Origin of the sequence: Flammeovirga kamogawensis, assembly GCF_018736065.1 — a bacterium.
Classification (GTDB): Bacteria; Bacteroidota; Bacteroidia; order Cytophagales; family Flammeovirgaceae; genus Flammeovirga; species Flammeovirga kamogawensis.
This window is the reverse complement of record NZ_CP076128.1, coordinates 254201-274523: the sequence shown is the minus strand read 5'-3', so window position 1 is coordinate 274523 and position 20323 is coordinate 254201. Positions and strand designations below refer to the sequence as shown.

18 protein-coding genes are annotated in these 20323 nt (G+C 31.6%); 10 read left to right on the top strand and 8 right to left on the bottom strand.

Annotated elements, in window-relative coordinates:
• Positions 1 to 49: 49 nt before the first annotated feature.
• The 3 genes from KM029_RS01070 to KM029_RS01060 form a co-directional block, all read right to left on the bottom strand.
• On the bottom strand, positions 50 to 511 hold the full coding sequence (locus KM029_RS01070; protein ID WP_144074946.1) for a hypothetical protein: 462 nt from the start codon (positions 509 to 511) through the stop codon (positions 50 to 52).
• Positions 508 to 1635 carry a Rossmann-fold NAD(P)-binding domain-containing protein gene (locus KM029_RS01065; protein WP_144074945.1) on the bottom strand — a complete coding sequence of 376 codons (1128 nt, stop codon included), beginning with the start codon at positions 1633 to 1635 and terminating at the stop codon, positions 508 to 510. Before KM029_RS01065 ends, KM029_RS01070 begins: the two co-directional genes overlap by 4 nt.
• Before the next feature lie 291 nt (positions 1636 to 1926).
• The gene (locus KM029_RS01060) at positions 1927 to 2781 is read right to left on the bottom strand and encodes a shikimate dehydrogenase family protein (protein ID WP_144074944.1); all 855 of its coding nucleotides are present in this window, start codon (positions 2779 to 2781) and stop codon (positions 1927 to 1929) included.
• A 361-nt stretch (positions 2782 to 3142) separates the two neighbouring features.
• Between KM029_RS01060 and KM029_RS01055 the strand changes: the two genes are divergently transcribed.
• The 3 genes from KM029_RS01055 to KM029_RS01045 all read left to right on the top strand — a co-directional run bounded on the left by KM029_RS01055 (position 3143) and on the right by KM029_RS01045 (position 5232).
• Positions 3143 to 3796 (top strand): class I SAM-dependent methyltransferase, encoded by a 654-nt coding sequence (locus tag KM029_RS01055; protein ID WP_158631118.1) that lies wholly within the window; start codon positions 3143 to 3145, stop codon positions 3794 to 3796.
• Between the two features lie 11 nt (positions 3797 to 3807).
• Positions 3808 to 4197, top strand: coding sequence for a hypothetical protein (locus KM029_RS01050; protein ID WP_144074942.1), 390 nt, complete (start codon positions 3808 to 3810; stop codon positions 4195 to 4197).
• Positions 4198 to 4365: 168 nt separating this feature from the next.
• Positions 4366 to 5232 carry an alpha/beta hydrolase family protein gene (locus tag KM029_RS01045; protein ID WP_144074941.1) on the top strand — a complete coding sequence of 289 codons (867 nt, stop codon included), beginning with the start codon at positions 4366 to 4368 and terminating at the stop codon, positions 5230 to 5232.
• 115 nt (positions 5233 to 5347) lie between these two features.
• Here KM029_RS01045 and ileS read toward each other — a convergent pair whose 3' ends face one another.
• Complete coding sequence (gene ileS, locus KM029_RS01040; protein WP_144074940.1) at positions 5348 to 8719, bottom strand: isoleucine--tRNA ligase; 3372 nt, start codon at positions 8717 to 8719, stop codon at positions 5348 to 5350.
• A gap of 224 nt (positions 8720 to 8943) precedes the next feature.
• On the opposite strand from ileS, the gene KM029_RS01035 reads away from it, so the two are divergent.
• The 5 genes from KM029_RS01035 to KM029_RS01015 all read left to right on the top strand — a co-directional run bounded on the left by KM029_RS01035 (position 8944) and on the right by KM029_RS01015 (position 12866).
• Positions 8944 to 10188, top strand: coding sequence for a hypothetical protein (locus tag KM029_RS01035; RefSeq protein WP_144074939.1), 1245 nt, complete (start codon positions 8944 to 8946; stop codon positions 10186 to 10188).
• A 154-nt stretch (positions 10189 to 10342) separates the two neighbouring features.
• A complete protein-coding gene (locus tag KM029_RS01030; RefSeq protein ID WP_144074938.1) occupies positions 10343 to 10849 on the top strand; it encodes a hypothetical protein in 507 nt (168 codons plus the stop codon).
• Between the two features lie 48 nt (positions 10850 to 10897).
• Positions 10898 to 11191, top strand: coding sequence for a hypothetical protein (locus KM029_RS01025; protein WP_144074937.1), 294 nt, complete (start codon positions 10898 to 10900; stop codon positions 11189 to 11191).
• A gap of 50 nt (positions 11192 to 11241) precedes the next feature.
• The gene (locus KM029_RS01020; protein WP_144074936.1) at positions 11242 to 12309 is read left to right on the top strand and encodes a bestrophin family protein; all 1068 of its coding nucleotides are present in this window, start codon (positions 11242 to 11244) and stop codon (positions 12307 to 12309) included.
• A 173-nt stretch (positions 12310 to 12482) separates the two neighbouring features.
• Positions 12483 to 12866, top strand: coding sequence for a hypothetical protein (locus KM029_RS01015; protein ID WP_144074935.1), 384 nt, complete (start codon positions 12483 to 12485; stop codon positions 12864 to 12866).
• Between the two features lie 33 nt (positions 12867 to 12899).
• Here KM029_RS01015 and KM029_RS01010 read toward each other — a convergent pair whose 3' ends face one another.
• From KM029_RS01010 to KM029_RS01000, 3 genes are all read right to left on the bottom strand, one after another.
• Positions 12900 to 13730: an alpha/beta hydrolase gene (locus tag KM029_RS01010; protein ID WP_144074934.1), complete on the bottom strand. Its 831-nt coding sequence runs from the start codon at positions 13728 to 13730 to the stop codon at positions 12900 to 12902.
• Positions 13731 to 13788: 58 nt separating this feature from the next.
• On the bottom strand, positions 13789 to 14823 hold the full coding sequence (gene aroB / locus KM029_RS01005; protein ID WP_144074933.1) for a 3-dehydroquinate synthase: 1035 nt from the start codon (positions 14821 to 14823) through the stop codon (positions 13789 to 13791).
• Positions 14824 to 14939: 116 nt separating this feature from the next.
• On the bottom strand, positions 14940 to 16034 hold the full coding sequence (locus KM029_RS01000) for a chorismate mutase (RefSeq protein WP_144074932.1): 1095 nt from the start codon (positions 16032 to 16034) through the stop codon (positions 14940 to 14942).
• 284 nt (positions 16035 to 16318) lie between these two features.
• Here KM029_RS01000 and KM029_RS00995 point away from each other — a divergent pair, with 284 nt between their 5' ends.
• Positions 16319 to 17374, top strand: coding sequence for an NAD(P)H-dependent glycerol-3-phosphate dehydrogenase (locus tag KM029_RS00995; RefSeq protein ID WP_240050321.1), 1056 nt, complete (start codon positions 16319 to 16321; stop codon positions 17372 to 17374).
• A gap of 149 nt (positions 17375 to 17523) precedes the next feature.
• Positions 17524 to 18645, top strand: coding sequence for a 4-hydroxyphenylpyruvate dioxygenase (hppD, locus tag KM029_RS00990; protein WP_144074931.1), 1122 nt, complete (start codon positions 17524 to 17526; stop codon positions 18643 to 18645).
• A gap of 61 nt (positions 18646 to 18706) precedes the next feature.
• Here hppD and KM029_RS00985 read toward each other — a convergent pair whose 3' ends face one another.
• Positions 18707 to 20200, bottom strand: coding sequence for a CotH kinase family protein (locus tag KM029_RS00985; RefSeq protein ID WP_144074930.1), 1494 nt, complete (start codon positions 20198 to 20200; stop codon positions 18707 to 18709).
• Positions 20201 to 20323 lie beyond the last annotated feature (123 nt).

The following is a 20323-nucleotide window of genomic DNA, read 5'->3' as shown; positions in this document are numbered from 1 at the left end:
CTCAACTTTATAGATTACTTTAACAAAGATTAGTTTGTTTACACTCCTTTTATAAATAACTACTCACATCAAAATACTCAGTCAAACTTAAATAATCTGTAAAAATATATAGTAATGAGGTCCATAAAACAGACATTGTAAGCACCGAAAAGAAAAGTTTTGAAAAAGGTTCTTTTAAACGTAAACCGATAGTTATAAAAACAGGTATTCCTAAAAGAACAGGTGCCAAAATAGCTGCAGATATAAAACCATATTTATTCCACAACACTACAACTTTCCTTAACCTTTTATCAAAACCATTCTTCTTATTATTAAATAATTGCAGAATTTGTTGACCCAGAAAATAAGTAACTACTACAGATAGTATTACTGGTACATTTGTATAAACAAGCATTTCTAGAAAAGAAAAACCTACTACACTACATATAATAGCTCCCAAATAAACTTTCCAAATGCAAAGTCCAAAAAGGGTTCCTAGAATTAACCAATATCCTGCAACTGTTGTAATCATTTATATGCTTCTGTTAAAAACCAGTTATTATATTTTTTAGCATTCGATATTAAGTTTGTATCAATTAATAATAACGTAAATGCTGAGAAAACCGCACCGAACCCTATCCCCTGTAATAATTGATTGCTAAAACCGAATCCTAAAATAGTTCCTCCTACTAATGTAAGAAGTTCAGATGTAAGTAATCTATTAAATGTTTTGATCACCTTACTAATTCTTAGTGCTTCTACGAAAGGAGTCCCTAAATCAAGCTCTTTTTTTAATGAACTTATGTAATGAGGTATTTGAATTAAAATCACACCTCCAACCATAAAAGCCAATATCGATGTAACTAAAATAGAAATACTTATTCCTTTAATAAAAATAGATGATGATAATGAGTAGATTACGGCTTGAATAGCAGCAATAATACCTCCTAGTAAAAACAGATATTTAGCTACTATTTTTTCTTTATTAAAATACTCTATTCCACTTAAAAAAGAAACACTATTAATTTCTGATGACGAATAAAAAGTAACACCATGGTTATTCTTAAATAGATTTTGATGAATAAAAGTTGACATTTCTTTAACATCTACTGGAGCATATTTCTCAAATGTTGGTGATACGTCAGCTATTAATTGAAAAAAGAATTGACTTGCAGATTCTTTCAATCTAAATTCTTTTCTATCTGCCCCTTTTAATAATGATGGTTGATAAAAAACAGTATTTTCAATCTCTACGCCTTTTACTAGCTCTTGCATTTCGCCTTTTACACGTAAATAATAATTTGATGCTTTTGTGCTTGCTCCCACAGAACTTAAAGTGTGAAATTCTTTTATCTGATTATTTTTCGTCCAAAGGGCTATTTGATAGATAAGGTCTCTATCTATTTTCTCAAAAGCTTCAATAGAACCTGCTTTTTTTAATGTAGTACCCAAACAAGTAACAACACTGTCGGCATTAATATTTATGGAGTCTAATTGAGTAAAATCTTTTAAGATATATTGAACTACCTTATCATTATCATCAAGTTTTTGTCTAGTAAAAGTTATTATTTTTTTTATTTGATTATCGTTAATAAGCTGTTCAAGTAAAATTGAACCTGTAGCTCCTGTTGCTCCAAAAAGAACTATTGTTTTCATATTATTTCTCATTTTAATTTCATTTTTCATAAACCAAAAATGAAGTGTTTTCAATTAATAAAAATTGACTTATGATAATAAAAAAAGTCCAAGTTTTCACTTGGACCATATAAGTTTTTAAAACAAACAGAAATTGAATCTATTAGGTTTCCGGGTTATGTTTTTCATCACAAATAGAATATCTACTCATGAAATTAATTACTATTACTTACCTAACTGATACAAAGATGTAGGTTATTACATTCTTATAAATTGATGTATGGTAATTTGATAAGTTAAGTCAATTAAAGTTTAAACATTCCAATGCCTTTTTATATCATCTTCAGATATTTCTAGTGCATTACCAGAAATATCTTGCACTCCATCCATAAAAAGTTTCCATTGCTTAATCATTTGAGGTACATACATCTCTTTTCCTGGAATAAAATGCGTATTGGTCTTTAGGCAAAATTGTTCTAGGTAATTTATTTTATTATCTTTTTCAGGCATATTATGATCAAAAACCATTTTAGAACCGTCCAGTATTTCCAGAAATCCAGCAACTTCACTTAATTGATAGGATGACATTGGTGTCGCATTTACTACCAAATCAAAGGGCCCAGAAAAATCAGTTAATTTAAGCTCTTTCATCTTTTTATTAACTTTATCCTGATTCCTACCCCTCATTGTCACATTAATCCCCATATTTTTCAACACATACGAAGCCACTCCTGAGACCCCACCATTGCCATAGATAACTGCATTATTTATTTCCAACCCAGATTCTTTAATATGCTTTTTTACAGCAGTTTCAAAACCAAATGCATCTGTATTATAACCATAGAGTTTCCCATTTCTGTTTACTACCGTATTTACTGCTCCTGTATTTTGTGCCAATGCTTCTGTTTCATCAAGGAATGGTATTATTTCTGATTTTAACCCTTGCCCTGTAACTGCTCCCCCTCTAGTTATGGGTGACTTTAATAAATTAGCATATTCTTTTGCACTAATTTTATGAGGGAATGTAAAATAAGTCAAATTTGCAGATAATGAATGTAGAGCTTTATTGTGTTTTTCTATTGATGATTGACTACCAGATGTTGAAAATAAAAATAAGGTAGTTGTATTAAAGGGTACACTGAATGATGCTAGATTTTTATTATTCATATTCTTATTTTTTTGATTATTTATCGAATTCTAAACTGTTTAAGTAATACAAAAGTATGAAGCAAGTAATAGAAGAAATTGTATATTTTAAACATTCGGAAAAATTGGTCTTCTAATCAATCATTTTCAATTATAAGCCTTTTGAATTGTAATACTTTTATTGAGATGAAAGAAACGTTTTATAGTAGAATACATCGAATCTCATCAATAACTAAATTACTCTTTAATTTGATAGTATACTCTAAAAAGATTATTCTATATTTATTGATAAACCTATTCTATTTCAAAATCTCAAAAAAAACACACCCATTATTGTTTACTCTTACTTATATGTATGGTTGACAATCAAAAATATACAACAATGAAAAATATAAAGGATAAAAATTTCGACCATAAAAAGGTAGTAAAAGATGGCTACAATAAATGTTCATCAGATTATTCTAAAGTTCGCAATAAAAAAACAGAACCTTCCTTAAAATTATTAACTGATAAACTTGTAGATCAAAATGCTAAAGTATTGGATTTAGGTTGTGGAAATGGTGTTCCAGTCTCTAAAATCCTATCTAAATTTCAATTAACTGGAGTAGATATCTCTGAAAAACAAATTGAAAACGCAAAAATAAATATCCCAAATGCTCACTTTATTTGTTCAGATATTTCAACTTTTGATTTTCAAGAAAACTATTGGGATGCTATTGTAAGCTATTACGCTATCTTCCATTTGAAAAAAGAAGAGCAATTAAAGCTATTTAATAAAATGGCAAAAGGTCTAAAAGTTGGAGGCTATTTTCTATTAACATTAGCCACTTTAAATGAAGAAGGTTATACTGAAGACGATTTCTTTGGCGTAGAGATGTTTTGGGAAAATTATTCTTTAAAAGAATACGAAAATATTTTCTTAGAACAAGGCATGACAGTTCTTCACTCTGGTATTTTAAAACATGGGTATAATGAAGATTTTGAAGGTAATGATGAGACTCATCCTATTATTTTTGGTATCAAAACAGCTAAATAATGATTATTAAAATGAGTTACTTGTATCGTAAGTCTAGTTTTTCCAAACAAGTTTTATTCCCTCTAATTGCTATTCTATTAGGGGCCTGTTCATCTATTGGTGAACAAGGAGTTTTTTATGCAGAAATGAGTAACAAACCTGAGTTACTCATTAAAAATAATCAACTAAAAGTAAAAACATACAACTCTATAAAGAACTCTGCTTTACTCATTTATGAGGTAAATGCTACTTTTGACAAAGAGAAAAAAGTGATTATTTTAAAAGCCAAACAAGCTATTGGTAAGAAGAACCAAGATGTATTTGAAATAGATCTTCCTAAAGTCGTTTCCGAGAATATTAACCTTTGGAAAATAGATTGGGTTGACCCCGATGGTAAAACAACAACTTTAGAAATAGAATAAAGTGCAATAAACAATATGGTATATTAAGTAATTAATGAAATTCATTATCTATTCTTTGGAGTAACTTAAAGAGGCTAATTTTTTAAAAGAATAATAAGTCTTAACAAAATGTCTTCAATTATTAGTTAGATGTCTTTAGTGTAAATCAAAACACTAACAATTAATAGTATGAAAATAAGACATTTATCTCTCATCAGTTTATTGAGTTTATTATTATTTATTTCGTCATGTAAAAAAGACGAAGAAATATCTGTAAGTCATGAGACCACTCAGATACCTTCTGATATCACTAAATTGTATAAAGAAAAAGGTAATTTATCTTCAAATAAAGTAATTCTTTATTCTAATGGTGGTCCTGATCAAGACCTTGATACTTCTTATTTTGATGATCTAGAATTATCAATGTATCATGAAGTTTATGTACATCAATCAAACTCATTAAATCCTGCTGTTATTGATGCTAAATTAAATTTAACTGTAGAACAGGCAATCAAAGAAAATGATGTTTCTGTCGAAATTCTTCAGAGAGTTGCAGAACATTTTCAGGATGAGGGAAAAGAAGTTTATATAGTAGGACATTCTTTTGGAGCGATTTTAATTCCTGCCTTAATTGCAAAACATAAAAACATAGCAAAGAAGTATTTAATAATGGCTGGTCGTCTGGATTTTCCTAACAAACTTTGGCAAGAATTTAACGAAAGAAGAGGTTACTATTTTAGAGATGGTGTAACACTTACTGAACGTCATTTTACTTCTGATGTAACAAAAACTGAAAAAGAAGAAGTTTATGCTAAAATGAGATTACAAGCTGGTTTTGGTAGAAATAGATATACTACTCTTCTAAAAAATAAAGACTTAAGCAATGTAGTGTATGCATACGGCGAAAAAGACGAACCTGTTGGAAGATTAACAAACGAAGAGATTAACTTTTTAACAGGTAAGGGAGCAACAGTATATGGCATACCTAATGGAGGTCATGGATCTATGATAGAACCACCTTACAAACAAAGATTAACAGATGCTTTATTGAAATAAAGTAATACCTGATTTATTTACTAGGGATTACCTCTATTTTTCATAATTCTTGTAAAGAAAAAAACGGACAGTACTTTCGCACTGTCCGTTTTTTATTTATACCTAAAGTAAGTAATTATTTACTTACACTTAGTTTAACTTCTACACCATCAAGATCTACAACTATTGCATTTGTAACAGTATCCTCAACAGTTAAAGATAAAGCCTGTGTCTCATCACAGATATAAGAACCAAAAGTTGCTAACGCTGCGTTAACTAACTCATCACCTTTTTCTGCAACGATATTAATTTTATCTTGTACTTCAAGTCCTAATTCCTTACGGATATTTTGTACTCTATTTACAATATCACGAGCAATACCTTCTTTTTTAAGTTCTTCTGTAAGCGTAATATCAAGTGCTACTGTAACACCTTGATCTTTCGCCATAGACCAACCTGGGATATCATCAGAAGTAATCAATACATCTTCTATTCCTAAAACAACCTCATTACCATCAACGTCTAAAGTTGTTCCTTTATTTGTTTCAATAGCTTTGATATCGTCCTGAGACATTTGATTAATCTGAGCAGAGATTCCTTTCATCAATTTTCCATATTTCCTACCAAGAGTAGCAAAATTTGGTTTGATGTGTTTCACAAACATTCCTTCATTTTCTTCTGTTAAGAAGTCAATTTCTTTAATGTTTACTTCCGATGCAATTACATCTTGTACAGCTTTAATTTGAGCAGTAACTTTTGCATTTACATCTGGAATCAATATTCTTTGTAATGGCTGACGTACTTTCAATTTCTCTTTCTTACGGATTGAGTGCGTAAGAGATGAAATTACTTGTGCCAAGCGCATTTTTTCTTCTAAGTCTACATCAATCAATGCCTCGTTTACTTCTGGGAAGTTAGAGATATGCACAGATTCTGAAGTATCTTTCTTCGTAGCTGCATTCAAATCTTGGAACAATCTATCTGAGAAGAATGGCGCAATTGGCGACATTAATTGAGAAATTGTTTCTAAACAAGTATACAACGTTTGGTATGCTGAGATCTTATCTGTAGCGTAATCTCCTTTCCAGAAACGCTTACGGTTTAAACGTACGTACCAGTTCGACATGTCTTCCAAAGTAAATGTTTGGATAGCTCTTGCCGCTTTTGTTGGCTCGTATTCATTTAATGCCTCATCTACTTCCTTAATTAAAGTATTTAAACGAGACAAAATCCAACGATCAGATTCTTGACGCTCTTCCATTGGAATTTCTGCTTCTGAATAAGTGAAATTATCCAAGTTTGCATACAATGAGAAGAATGAATATGTATTATAAAGAGTACCAAAGAACTTACGTTTTGTCTCTTTAACTCCTTCTAAATCAAATTTAAGATTATCCCAAGGGTTAGCATTTGATATCATGTACCAACGTGTAGCATCTGCACCGTGTTCGTCCATTGTTTCGAATGGATTAATTACGTTACCTACACGTTTAGACATTTTTGCTCCTTTTGCATCCAATACTAAACCATTAGATACAACATTTTTATAAGCAATGCTATCTTGAGTCATTCCAGCAATTGCATGCAAAGTAAAGAACCAACCACGTGTTTGGTCAACACCTTCAGCAATAAAATCTGCAGGGAAAGATCCTTTAAAGATCTCTTTATTTTCGAATGGATAATGCCATTGTGCGTAAGGCATAGCTCCTGAGTCGAACCAAACGTCGATCAAGTCTAACTCACGTTTCATTGGAACACCATTTTTAGACACTAAAACGATATCATCTACATACGGACGGTGCAAGTCAAACTCTTCAGTCAACTCATCGTCTTTAGTAATATATTTAGGATCTCTTGGCATTACACCTGCTTTCACAGCTTTCTTTACCTCTTCACCTAATTCAGCAACCGAACCAATACAGATTTCTTCCGTACCGTCTTCCGTTCTCCAAATTGGAAGTGGAGTACCCCAATAACGAGAACGAGAAAGGTTCCAGTCTACTAAGTTTTCTAACCAGTTACCAAAGCGTCCTTCACCAGTTGCTTTCGGCTTCCAGTTTATAGTTTTGTTTAGTTCTACTAAACGATCTTTAACCGCTGTAGTACGGATAAACCAAGAGTCTAACGGGTAGTACAATACAGGTTTGTCAGTTCTCCAACAGTGTGGGTAACTATGGACATATTTGGCTACTAAAAATGCTCTATTTTCTGTCTTCAATTTAATTGCAAGACGAACATCCATAGATTTGTAAGACTTGTCTGCAGTTACTGCATCACCTTCGTATTCTGCTTTAATGAATTGCTCACCAAACTCGCCCATTTCTTTTACAAAACGACCTGTTTTATCCACAAGTGGAAGTGGTTCACCTTTTTCATCAAAAACTACAACAGGAGCAATTCCTGCAAGATTGGCTACTCTCTGGTCATCTGCACCAAAAGTTGGGGCAATATGCACAATACCAGTACCATCTTCAGTAGTTACAAAATCGCCAGGAATTACTTCAAAAGCTTTACCTTCTGGAGTAACATAAGGTAATAACTGCTCATATTTAGCACCTACTAAATCTTTGCCTTTCACCTCTCCTACAACACGAGCAGGAATAAGTTTAGTGCCAGCTTCGTAAGCATCAAAATCAGCGTCTAATTGCTTTTTGTTTATATAAGCATTTAAACGATTTTTTGCTAAGATTACAGTAACAGGCTCATGTGTATAAGCATTGTACGTTTGCACTTTAACATAATCAATGTTGTTACCTACTGCTAAAGCAGCATTAGATGATAACGTCCAAGGAGTAGTTGTCCAAGCTAAGAAGAATAAATCTCCGTGTACATCAGAGAATAAAGCAGAAGAGTTATCGTCTTTTACTACTTTAAACTGAGCTGTAATTGTTGTATCCGTCACATCTCTATATGCACCTGGCTGGTTTAATTCGTGAGAACTTAACCCAGTACCTGCTGCTGGAGAAAATGGTTGGATAGTATATCCTTTATATATTAAATCCTTTTTGTATAACTCTTTTAAGAGGTACCAAACGGACTCCATGTAATTTTTCTCAAAAGTGATATAAGGCGTATCTAAATCTACCCAATATCCCATTTGTCTTGTTAACTCATCCCACTGCTCCTTAAACTCCATTACGGTTTTACGGCAAGCAGCATTGTAATCATCAACAGAAATTTTCTTACCAATATCTTCTTTAGTAATACCAAGCTCTTTTTCTACCTTCAACTCTACCGGTAAACCGTGAGTATCCCAGCCTGCTTTACGTTTTACTTCAAATCCTTTTAATGTCTTATATCTATTGAAAAGATCCTTTACTGCACGGCCCATCACGTGGTGAATACCAGGCGCACCGTTTGCAGAAGGAGGCCCTTCATAAAACACGAAAGATGGATTTCCTGATCTCGTTGAGACCGATTTATCGAAGATATTGTTCTCTTCCCAATACTTACGAATTTCTTTATTCGCAGCTACTAGATCGAGTCCTTTGTATTCCTTAAATCCCATTGATTATTGAATGAAATTGTCTAATTATTTTCTGTTTAGATTATACCCTAGGGTATAGATCACGCAAATATCGTAATTGTTTTGTAAATGAGAAATACTTTAAGGGTGATATTGGGCATTATTTTGAAGTAAATTTATAAGTTCTTCGTTGTCACGACTGTTTGTCATTGGTTCGATCTTTGTGGATATCCCTTCAAAATCTAATTCAAAAAACTAATAAACCAATGCAACTAACCATTTTATTATTCATTATGTTGGCTCTTTTTTCAACAAAGAATGCTTTCTCTCAAGAAGATGGAAATAGATATACTACCCTAAATAAAGAGTATATATCAAAACATACTTTTCATTTCAATATTCAGAAAAACAAATTTTATGGTGAAGGAGCTAAATTACTTGAATATAAAATTTCGTTAGCTCAATTTTTAATTTTAGGTGAATATCATGGTTCTTCTCAAATTTCAAAATTCACAAAAACACTTATTCCTGTTCTAAAAGAAAATAAATTTGATGTCGCTGTTTTTGAAATTGGGCCTAATTCAGCAAAAAAAATTAGAGATATCACTAAAGACAGTGAAAATATCACTAAAGATTTATACAACTTCTACACAGAAAATTATTTCAAAAAAATAGATAACACTGTTATTCCTTTTTTAGATAATAAGGGGGATGCTTTATTTTTAGAAGATTTAGCAAAAAATAACTTCGAAATATGGGGGTGTGATCAGGAGTTTTATACTGCTGTTTTATTTTTAGGAGATGAAATTGTTTCTCAAGTTAATTATAGACCTGACTTTGAAAAAATACAAGAAACCTGGTATAAAGCAAAACAAGATATTATAGCTTTATACATTAAAGATCAAAATAAAAAAATTAAAATTTTTGAAGAGATAAAATCAAATAAAAACTTTCATAAGTTTTCTAATTTTTTCACCGAAAAGGATACTGTCGCATTTCAAATTTTAAATGATTTAACCATAAGTTGGGATATTTATACTAATTACCGTAGATCTCATAAAGATCGTGTAATGCTTATTAGAGAGTACTTTTTAAAACAATACTCTACAAATGAAGTCCAGAAACCAAATTCAAAATATTTTATCAAAATTGGGGGATTACATGCTGGTAAAAAAGCAATTTCTTTGGGTAATTATGACATAGGAGCCTTAACTGAAGAACTTGCAACATTAAATGGCACAAAAAGTATCAATATTCATTTTAAACCAGCTTACTCTGACAATAATACCGAGTATATGAAATACCTTCATTTATTTACTCAGTTTGGTCAAAAAGATCAATGGACAATTATTGACCTAAATTCAATTTCTAAAGATATTCAAAATGGAAAAATTTCCTTAATCGGAATAAAACAATATCGAGATATCAAAGAAGAAATAGATAATTACGATTTACTGATTATCCCTCCTAATGACTATGATCCAACACCTAATTATGGAACTATGCAATAGGGGTTCATACAAAATTTAATAACTCAATAAGATCAAAATTAACTATCTTTGATCAACCAACTTAAACTATAAAATGCCAAAAACCTCTTCACTAATTGCTAATGATAAATCTGAACTTACTTTTTATACTTCCAATAAATGCATCTAAATCCCAGTGGATAGAAATGGAATAGATATTTCACATAAAAACATTGATGACAAATTAAAAAAACTAAGAAATATCGTTGAAAAAGGTTCGCTTTTATTATTAGGAATAGAAATGATAAGTGTTAGTTATTTATTGTACACCTATGGACTAGATTATTTTAATTTATGGGATGCTCTTGAAACTTCAACTCAAATAGTAGAACTAAGTATTATACCCGGAACATATCTTCTTAGTAAATACCAACCCAAAAAGTATTCTCGTTTTAATACTTTTCTGAGTATAGACGAAGATTATATTTATATAAAATTAGGTCTATACAAAATACATAAAGTAACCCTTTCGTCTATAAAAAGCTTTACTATTAAACCCAACAAATACAACATTACATACTTAAATCTTGAATTACATAATGACAAAACCACTAAAATAAAATGGTTTCAAAGTTTTTTAATTCAAGAACAACAAGTTGTGGTTGATGCTTTTTTAAGAGAATTACAAAACAGGATCAAATAATGCTTATGCCAACACTTCAAAAGTGCTTGATTGAATTCTCAAAACAAGATGCCTACATTCCTATTTAAACCAAAAAAAGCTTGGTCTTTCAAGTTTATCTGCTTTGAAAAAGAACACTTCACATTTAATTTTAAATGGAAAACTACAAATGTCAGATATGATAACATCGTAAGGTTTCAATGTTTTACTCATAGTATTAGTGCTTCAAGTATTGAATTTACTTTAAAGGATGGATCTTCTAAAACTGCTACTTGGTTTCCTACTAATGAAAATAAAACACAATTAGAAATGAGGCTTTCTATTCAAGATGAATTGAATAAAAGAATTGATTTAAACAGATAAATTGATAATTTAGATAGAATATTCCATATTAAATCTCTAACTCAATTTATATGCTAATAAAGAAGTATTATTCTATTAAAGACATGACCTTTTGGACTAGGCATGAAACTTTACTATTTATTCTTATTGCAAGTATCCCTACTGTAGCCTACGTAATTTTTGCCCAAAAATGGTTAGTTCTTCCATGGACTCCAATTGCTCTTGTTGGTACTGCCGTTGCGTTTGTTGTTGGTTTTAGAAACAATGCAGTTTATGATAGATTATGGGAAGGACGAAAAATTTGGGGAGGTATAGTTAATTCATCTCGCTCATTTTCTATTCTTGTAAGCGATACTGTTACAAATGAATACGCTAATGATAGCAACAAGCTTTCTGAAGATGAACTCAAGAAAGAGCGCTTAACTATAATTTATAGACATCTTGCATGGCTTACGGCTTTACGATATGCAATGCGTACTAAAAAACAATGGGAAACTTTTATGGAACATCGAACAAATAGAGAATGGGCCAGTAGAATTAATATTCCAGAGTTTGAAATTGATGAACAAGAAGCAATAAGTGAATACTTATCTGAGAGTGAATTAGCTATTGTAATGAAAGCAGCCAATAAATGCACTGTTATTCAAAAATTACAATCTCAACATTTGAGAAAATTAAAAGAAAAAGGGTTGATTTGGGAATTTTCTTTTTTAGCTCTTGAAGGACATCTAAAAGATTTAATTGCTTTACAGGGCAAAAGTGAGAGGATTAAAAACTTCCCTTACCCAAGGCAATATGCTAGTTTAAATGTTTACTTTGTTTGGATATTTTTACTTTTACTACCTCTTGGAATCATTCCTGAGTTTGCTAAAATTGGACATACTGTCTCGGAAAGTTTCCCTATAATTGGTAAATATTTTGTGTGGTTTTCAATCCCATTTTCAACTTTGGTATCATGGGTTTTTCATACCATGGAAAGAATTGGAACTGTAGGAGAAAATCCTTTTGAAGGTTCTGGAAATGATGTCCCAATTTCAACTATTGCTAGAGGTATTGAAATTGATATTAGGGCTTGTGTTGAAGAAGATCCCGAAAATATACCTAAACCATTTGAAGTTCGATTAAATGTTCAAATGTAAATCAATAAAAAAGGAAATAACTTGACGGTTATTTCCTTTTTTAGCGTTTAAAGAAGAAAACTAGCTATTAACAGAAAAAAGTTGACGAAAGTCACCAAAATTGAATTTATTATCTACTTTTGTACTACTAAGCATTTTCATCTGTTTAATCACTTCTATTCTACTATACAATTATGGACTACTCCATTTCAATTACCGAAAAAAGTATCAATTTAAATTTATCTGGTTCACCTTCTTCTCAAAAGTTATTAGTTGCTCTCGATGAAGTATCTTCTGAACTAAAAAAAATGACAATTCCTGTTCTTTTCATAAATGGAGAACAACTTGATAAACCATTTATTCTACAAGATAGGTTTTATATTTTCACTTGTTTAAAAGAATTGAATATTGATAAATCAACAAAGATTATCATTCAATCTAAAGATGATATTGCTAATCGAGATTTATTAGAAATGATGGCTAAAAACAGGGGTTGGTTATTAAAACATTTCAATTCAAGAAATCTTGTAGATAGATTTATTGATAAGATTCACAATCCATCTATTTATATAAAATAAACAGCTTAGTTCCTTTTTTTAAGATGCTTAAGTTTATTTATTTTGTTCTACTACCCTATTAACTTCTTTTATTAACAAAGGCAGTGCAGGGTAAACCATACCATGATCATACCCATCTAATTCCATAATTCTTGTATCAGTGTGTCCTGCTACTTTCATCATTCTGTACATGTAGGCATTTTCTTCATATCTACCTAATAATTCAAGTTCTCTATCTCCTGTAATCAATAATAATGGAGGAGCGTCTTTTCTCACATGATACAAAGGTGCTAAATCATCAATTATGGGCTGTTTACCATCAATCCCTCTCTCTTCTCTTACAGTGAAGTGAGTAATGCAATGTCCACTAAAAGGAATTAAACCAGCAATATCATTTGCGTCAATATTGTATTTAGCTAAATATTTTTTATCTAACCCAACCATACTAGCAAGGTAACCTCCTGCAGAATGTCCCGAAATGAAAATCTTTTCAGAACTACCTCCGTATTTTTCAATATCTTTAAAAGCCCAAGCTACAGCAGCAGCTGCATCTTCTATGTAAACAGGTGCTTTTACTTTTGGGTATAACCTATAATTTACACCAATTACTGCTACGCCTTTATTTTTTAAAGCTTCAGGAATTTCCTTATTACCGTTAACAAGTCCCCCTCCATGAAACCAAACAATTGTAGGAAAACCTTTTTTGTTTTTAGGATAGTAAACATCTACAACACATCGTTCATTTAGGTATACATCTGTTTGCCTTGTTGCTTCATCATAATAATGTACACCTTCTTTTAAAGCATATTTCACTTCTTTATTCTGAGCAAAAACACTTAAGGTAATTAATAATAAAAGACAGGTTAATAGTTGGTTATTTTTCATTTCTTTTCATTGTTCAATAAAAAAGGTGAAATTTCTTCCACCTTTCAAAATCTATAATTTAGAGACTCATATAATACCTATATGCTTCTTCAATATCTGCCCATTCAATAAACTGGTCATAAGTACAAGTTCCAATACTCGACAATAGTGAGAAACTTAATTTCTTGCCAGTATTTTTCTTATCCTGTAAAAGATAAGCATATAGATGTTCTAGATCAGTTTCTTTAATTTCTACTTTCCCATAGACAGAAAGAATATACTCTTGAATTTCTTTTAGTTCACTTTCGTTTAATCCTGTAAATTTTGTTGATAAATACGCTTCTGCAATCATTCCAATAGCAATAGCTTCACCATGTAAAAGTTTTCTACCAGGTATATCTAAAAGATAACTTTCTATTGCATGACCAGCCGTATGACCAAAATTTAGAATTTTTCTCATCCCCTTTTCTGTTGGATCAGAAGTGACAACACCATCTTTAATGTTGATAGAATGTGGGATAATGGTTGCTAAGTCTTGTTCTTCTAATGGCTTTTTTGATACAGTATCCCAATGCTTTGCATCAGCAATCAAGCAATGTTTTATTACTTCTGCAAATCCCGAACGCAATTCATTAGCAGGTAGAGTATTTATAAATTCAGGATAAATCAGCACCATATCAGGAATATTAAACACTCCAATATGATTCTTCAATTTACCAAAATCAATTCCTAATTTACCACCAACACTTGCATCTACTTGCGATAACAAAGTTGTAGGCATTTGCCAAAAATCTATACCACGTTTGTATGTAGAAGCACAGAATCCACCCATATCTCCGATTACTCCACCACCTAGATCAAGAACTGCTGCTTTTCTGTCAAAGCCTGCGTTTGTTAGTTCTTGCCAAATATGCTGACAGGTATCTAAAGTTTTGTTTTCTTCTCCACTTACCACCTCAATTAATATATGTTCTGGTAATAAAGAAGAAACTAGAGGATAACAATCTCTTTTTGTATTCTCATCAACAATTACAGCTAAGCTAGTATAGCTTTGTAAGTTTTTAAAAGTTGATGCGTCTAGTTCTGATAAAAAGGATACTTTATTAATACTCATGGAAGAAGTAAAAGTAATGAGTATATAAAATACTACTCATTTAGCTTAAAAGAAAAAGGTGGTAACACAATTAAGTGGTACCACCTCTAATATATTTTGATGTGAGTACCCTCAGCTTACGCTTTTTCAGTATTCACAACTGCAGTTTGAAGACGAATAGACTCATCGTGAACCAATTTAAATAATTGTTCCATGAAGTTCTTGCTTAAACCTAATTTAGCAGCTTGTTCAGGACGGTTTTGGAAAATATCGATCCAACGACCTGCTTGGAATACAGTAAGGTTGTTGTCTCTTTTGTAATCGCCAATTTCGCCAACTACTTCCATTCTTTGACCTAAAACATCAAGTAACTCATTATCTAAACGATCAATCTTAGAACGTAAAGTATCTAATTTAGAGTTTACTTCTTCTGCATCTGTAGAAGATTTCTTGATTTTTACTTCATTCAAGATCTCAGCTAAACGAGCTGGAGTAACTTGTTGTGAAGCATCAGACCATGCATTATCAGGATCTCTGTGCGTTTCGATCATTAAACCATCAAAGTCTAAGTCGATTGCTTTTTGAGAAACTGGTAAGATAAGATCTCTTGTACCACCAATATGAGATGGATCACAGATTAATGGAAGGTTAGGAATCTCCGTTTTTAACGCGATTGCTAATTTCCACATAGGGATATTTCTATATTTAGTTTTCTCAAAAGATGAGAAACCACGGTGAATACCTGCAATTTGACGAACACCAGCACCATAGATACGCTCTATAGCACCTCTCCATAATGCAACATCAGGGTTAATAGGGTTCTTGATCATCACAGGAACATCCTTAACACCTTTAAGTGCATCAGCAATTTCTTGGATAGTAAATGGGTTAACAGTACTACGTGCTCCAATCCAAAGAACATCTACACCATACTTAAGTGCTAACTCAACATGTTGAGCATTAGCTACCTCAGTAGTAATAGGCATATTTAATTCTTTCTTAACATTGGCAAACCACTTCAAACCTTCTTCACCAATACCTTCGAATGAACCTGGTCTCGTACGAGGTTTCCAGATACCAGCACGAAGCATAGTGATATCAATTGAATCTTTAATCTGACGGCAAGTCTCCATTAACTGCTCTTCAGACTCTGCACTACATGGACCTGCTATAGCTATAGGACCGCCATTCTTAACGACTGACCAGCTTTCTAATGATTGTATATCTTTCATATCAGATTAATTTTCGATAGTATAGTAATTCTCAAAATTACAAAAAATATAATTTAAACCATGAAATCTTGAAATAATTAAACGAATTAACATACATTTTTAATTATTTACAAAATTAAAGTTCATTCAAAATGAATTTCACATCACTTAATTACCAATAATATGTTAATTAGTTTGAGTATTGATTGCAAAGCATGTAAATAAAAAGGATAATTGTAGTGTAAAAGAGTAGTACACTTTAAAGTGTATTTATTACCTTTACGTTAAATTACATTATAAGTAGCGTGACAAAAGACACAGAAAACACACAATCACTTGATAATCAAGAAGAATTGCCAAACATTTCTAAGATAGCAGTTATCGGAGGAGGTAGTTGGGCGACTGCATTGGTAAAAATATTATCCGATGGAGGTTCTTCTACTTTGCATTGGTGGATAAGAAATCAATCTGACATTGATCATATCAAGCAATATCATTCTAACCCACGATATCTTCCCTCTGCAAAAATATCAACAGATAAGGTAATTCCCTTTAATAATATAAAAGATGCTATTAAAGGAGCTAATTGTATTCTTTTAGCAGTACCTGCCGCTTTCGTTTTAGACGCTATTAAAGATCTTACTCCTGAAGATTTTAAGGATAAGTACGTTATTTCTGCAATAAAGGGGTTAATTCCTGATCAACATATTCTAGTAACAGAACACATTGAAAGAAATTTTGGTGTACACCATAAGAAAGTAGCTGTTATTGGAGGACCTTGCCATGCCGAAGAAGTGGCAATGGAAAAACAAGCATATTTAACTATTGCATCTGGAAGTAAGCGTTTTGGAACCGCTTTAGCAGACGCAATGAGTAATAGATATATTAAAACAACTTCTATACGTGATATCTATGGAGTTGAGTATTCTGCTGTAATGAAGAATATTGTAGCCATTTCGTGTGGAATTGCACATGGATTAGGCTATGGGGATAACTTTCAAGCTGTTTTAGTTTCTAATGCAATGCAAGAAGTTCAATACTTCTTAAAAGCAGCTTATCATATTAAACGAAACCTATTAGGTACAGCATACCTAGGTGATATGTTAGTTACTTCTTATTCTCAATTTAGTAGAAATAGAACATTTGGCAACATGATTGGCCATGGATACTCTGTTAAAGCTGCTCAATTAGAAATGCAGATGGTTGCTGAAGGTTACTATGCTGTTAAGAGTATCTTTGAGATTGCGAAAAGGTTAAATATTGAAAACGACCTCCCTATCACAAGAGCTGTTTATAATATTTTATATGAACGTATTTCACCAATCATAGAATTTAGAATTCTAAAAGAGCAATTAAACTAACAAATTTCTATTACGTATTAACTAACATATACCTTCAATTTTACTACCAATTAGAATAAAATACCATAAATTATATATAAAAAGAGGTAGTTAAAACTACCTCTTTTTACAACCAACCATATACACATAAATTAATTATTTACACTCACATGCTAACGTCGAAAACACAACCAAAAAATGATGTCGATTTTTTGCCTATTAACGGCACTGATCACATTGAATTTTATGTAGGGAATGCTAAGCAAGCTGCTTACTTCTATCAAATTGCCTTTGGGTTTAAGCTCATTGCCTATTCTGGTCCAGAAACAGGACAGAGAGATCGTTCTAGCTACGTTCTCCAACAAGAGAAACTTAGGTTTGTATTTACTACCTCATTAGAAGCTGAATCAGAAATTGCTAAACATGTTCAGAAACATGGCGATGGCGTAAAAGTATTAGCTTTATGGGTAGATGATGCTCAAAAATCATTCAATGAAACCGTTAAAAGAGGTGCTATTGCTGTATCTCACCCTAAATTGGTATCAGATGAAAATGGGGAAGTTATTGTCGCTTCTATTAAAACTTATGGAGACACAATTCATACTTTTGTAGAAAGAAAGAACTACCACGGAACTTTTCTCCCAAAATTCAAATCATCAAATTCAGATTTAGAAGTAAAGCCAGTTGGACTAAAATATGTTGACCATTGTGTAGGCAATGTCGAACTAGGTGCAATGGACAAATGGGTTAAATTCTATGAAGATGTTATGGGATTTAAACTACTTCTAACTTTTGATGATAGCGATATTTCAACAGATTATACTGCTTTGATGTCAAAAGTTGTATCTAATGGTAATGGGTATGTTAAATTTCCAATAAATGAACCTGCAGATGGAAAAAGGAAATCACAAATTGAAGAATACCTTGATTATTATAATGGTGCAGGGGTACAACATATTGCCGTAGCAACAGATGACATTATTTATACTGTAGGTGAATTGAGAAAAAGAGGAATAGAATTCCTTTACGTACCTGAGGTCTATTATAATGACTTAAAAGAACGTGTTGGTGATATTGATGAAGAAATTAATGAACTCAAGAAATTAAATATTCTTGTAGACAGAGATGAAGAAGGTTATCTCCTTCAAATTTTCACTAAGCCTGTAGAAGACAGACCAACTTTATTTTTTGAAATAATACAAAGAAAAGGTGCTAAGTCTTTTGGAAAAGGGAATTTCAAAGCACTTTTTGAGGCTATAGAAAGAGAACAAGAACTTAGAGGCAACCTCTAAATTTAGAGATAAAATAAAAGAGAACTCCAAGTTTTAACTGGAGTTCTCTTTTCATTCACATTTAAATATTATCCTCAAGCCAAGTCATTCTTTGGTTGAAATAAGTTTTTAAATAATTTACTTCTGCTTCATAGGTAGATAAAACTTTTACATTTGGCCAAATCCATTTACCAATTACTCCCCATTTATTATTATTCTCCTGCTGAGCCCATTTTAAATAATCTGCATTACTATCTATAAAGGCAATTAAATCACTTTGATTTGATTTATAATATTGCAACCGTTCTCGTACTAGAATTACAAATGAAGGGTCATTAAACATTCTTTTAATCCAAGGGTTATCTTTTACCCAAAAACCCGTTGAGTTCTCATGCCCATCGTAATTTGCATTTCCCAATGATAAATCAAAATCCCATAATGGACCCATTTTTATTTTCTCCCCAGGAATATAATTTAAGAAAATACTCGACCAGCTTTTAGCATCTGGATTTCTTAAAATCTCATTTATTAAGTACCAATCAACAAAAGAATTTATATCTACATAAGGTTTATACCCAAGCGTTGGATCTAAGAAATCTTCTGAAAAAAGAGCTGTTTCAAAATTATTAATATGAGAACTAACTAAGTTATAATCATCAGAATAATACTCAACATCTGGGTCTTTAATATTTATATAAAACTTATCTGTACTAAAAAATGTATCATCATCATCAATTCTTTCTAATTGATCAATTTCCATTAAAAAGCCAGTATCTTTAAGATCTACTCTATTACTACTTTCTTCTACCTTTTGACATATATTATAAGTTCCTACATAGCTGTTGTTTACAAATACCTCAGCATACTCTCCCGCAGGCGTATAATCAAGGGTACTTATTCGACCCATTTCAAAGGCTAACTTATTTCTAATAAGTGTTTTATCAGAGTGTTCTGCTAAAAATATCCACTTCTTATCTTCCGGAAGATCAAGAATTGAGGTTTTATCATCAAGCTTAAGTTGATATGGTTTTTTATCATGAAAATACCACGTAGAATTACCTCTTCCTCTAATTTTGCCTGTAGTTGTAAAAGAAGGAAAGTTTACACCGCCATATTGCTCTACAGTAGCACGTACGTAATCCTCTTTAGAGTCAATAGGAACATTACCTTCTGTTATGATACTAATAATAGGAATGCCTGTAAAAACAACAGTCTCTACAGTATACTCATTACTTTCATAACCCTCAGAGGTTACAGTATAAGTCAATGGTTTAGAGAAATCATTAATAGTCTGTTCCGAGACTTGAGGAGTGCCATTCAATGTAATACTTTCTCCTTCATAGTTAAATGACGCTACCAAGTTATCTACTTTAGTACCTTTAGGCACTCTTGCAAATATTTGCTTGTCATCAATTTCATAAGGGACATCAATTACTATGTCTTCATTTAAATCCCTTTTCAACTCAAACTTTGTGATTTTTGGTGGTAGAGTTGGTTCTGTTTTAGCTTGTTCTTCATTTTTTGAACATCCTAGAAGTAGAGAAGTCAAGAGAAGAATCGTTGGTAAGTTTTTCATCTAAGTATAATTTATAATCCACAATATACTACTTAATGAATTAATCCCATTATTTATACATATAATTATAACTATCTATCAGTCAAAATAGTAAAATTAAAAAAAATGCTTGTATACATTATT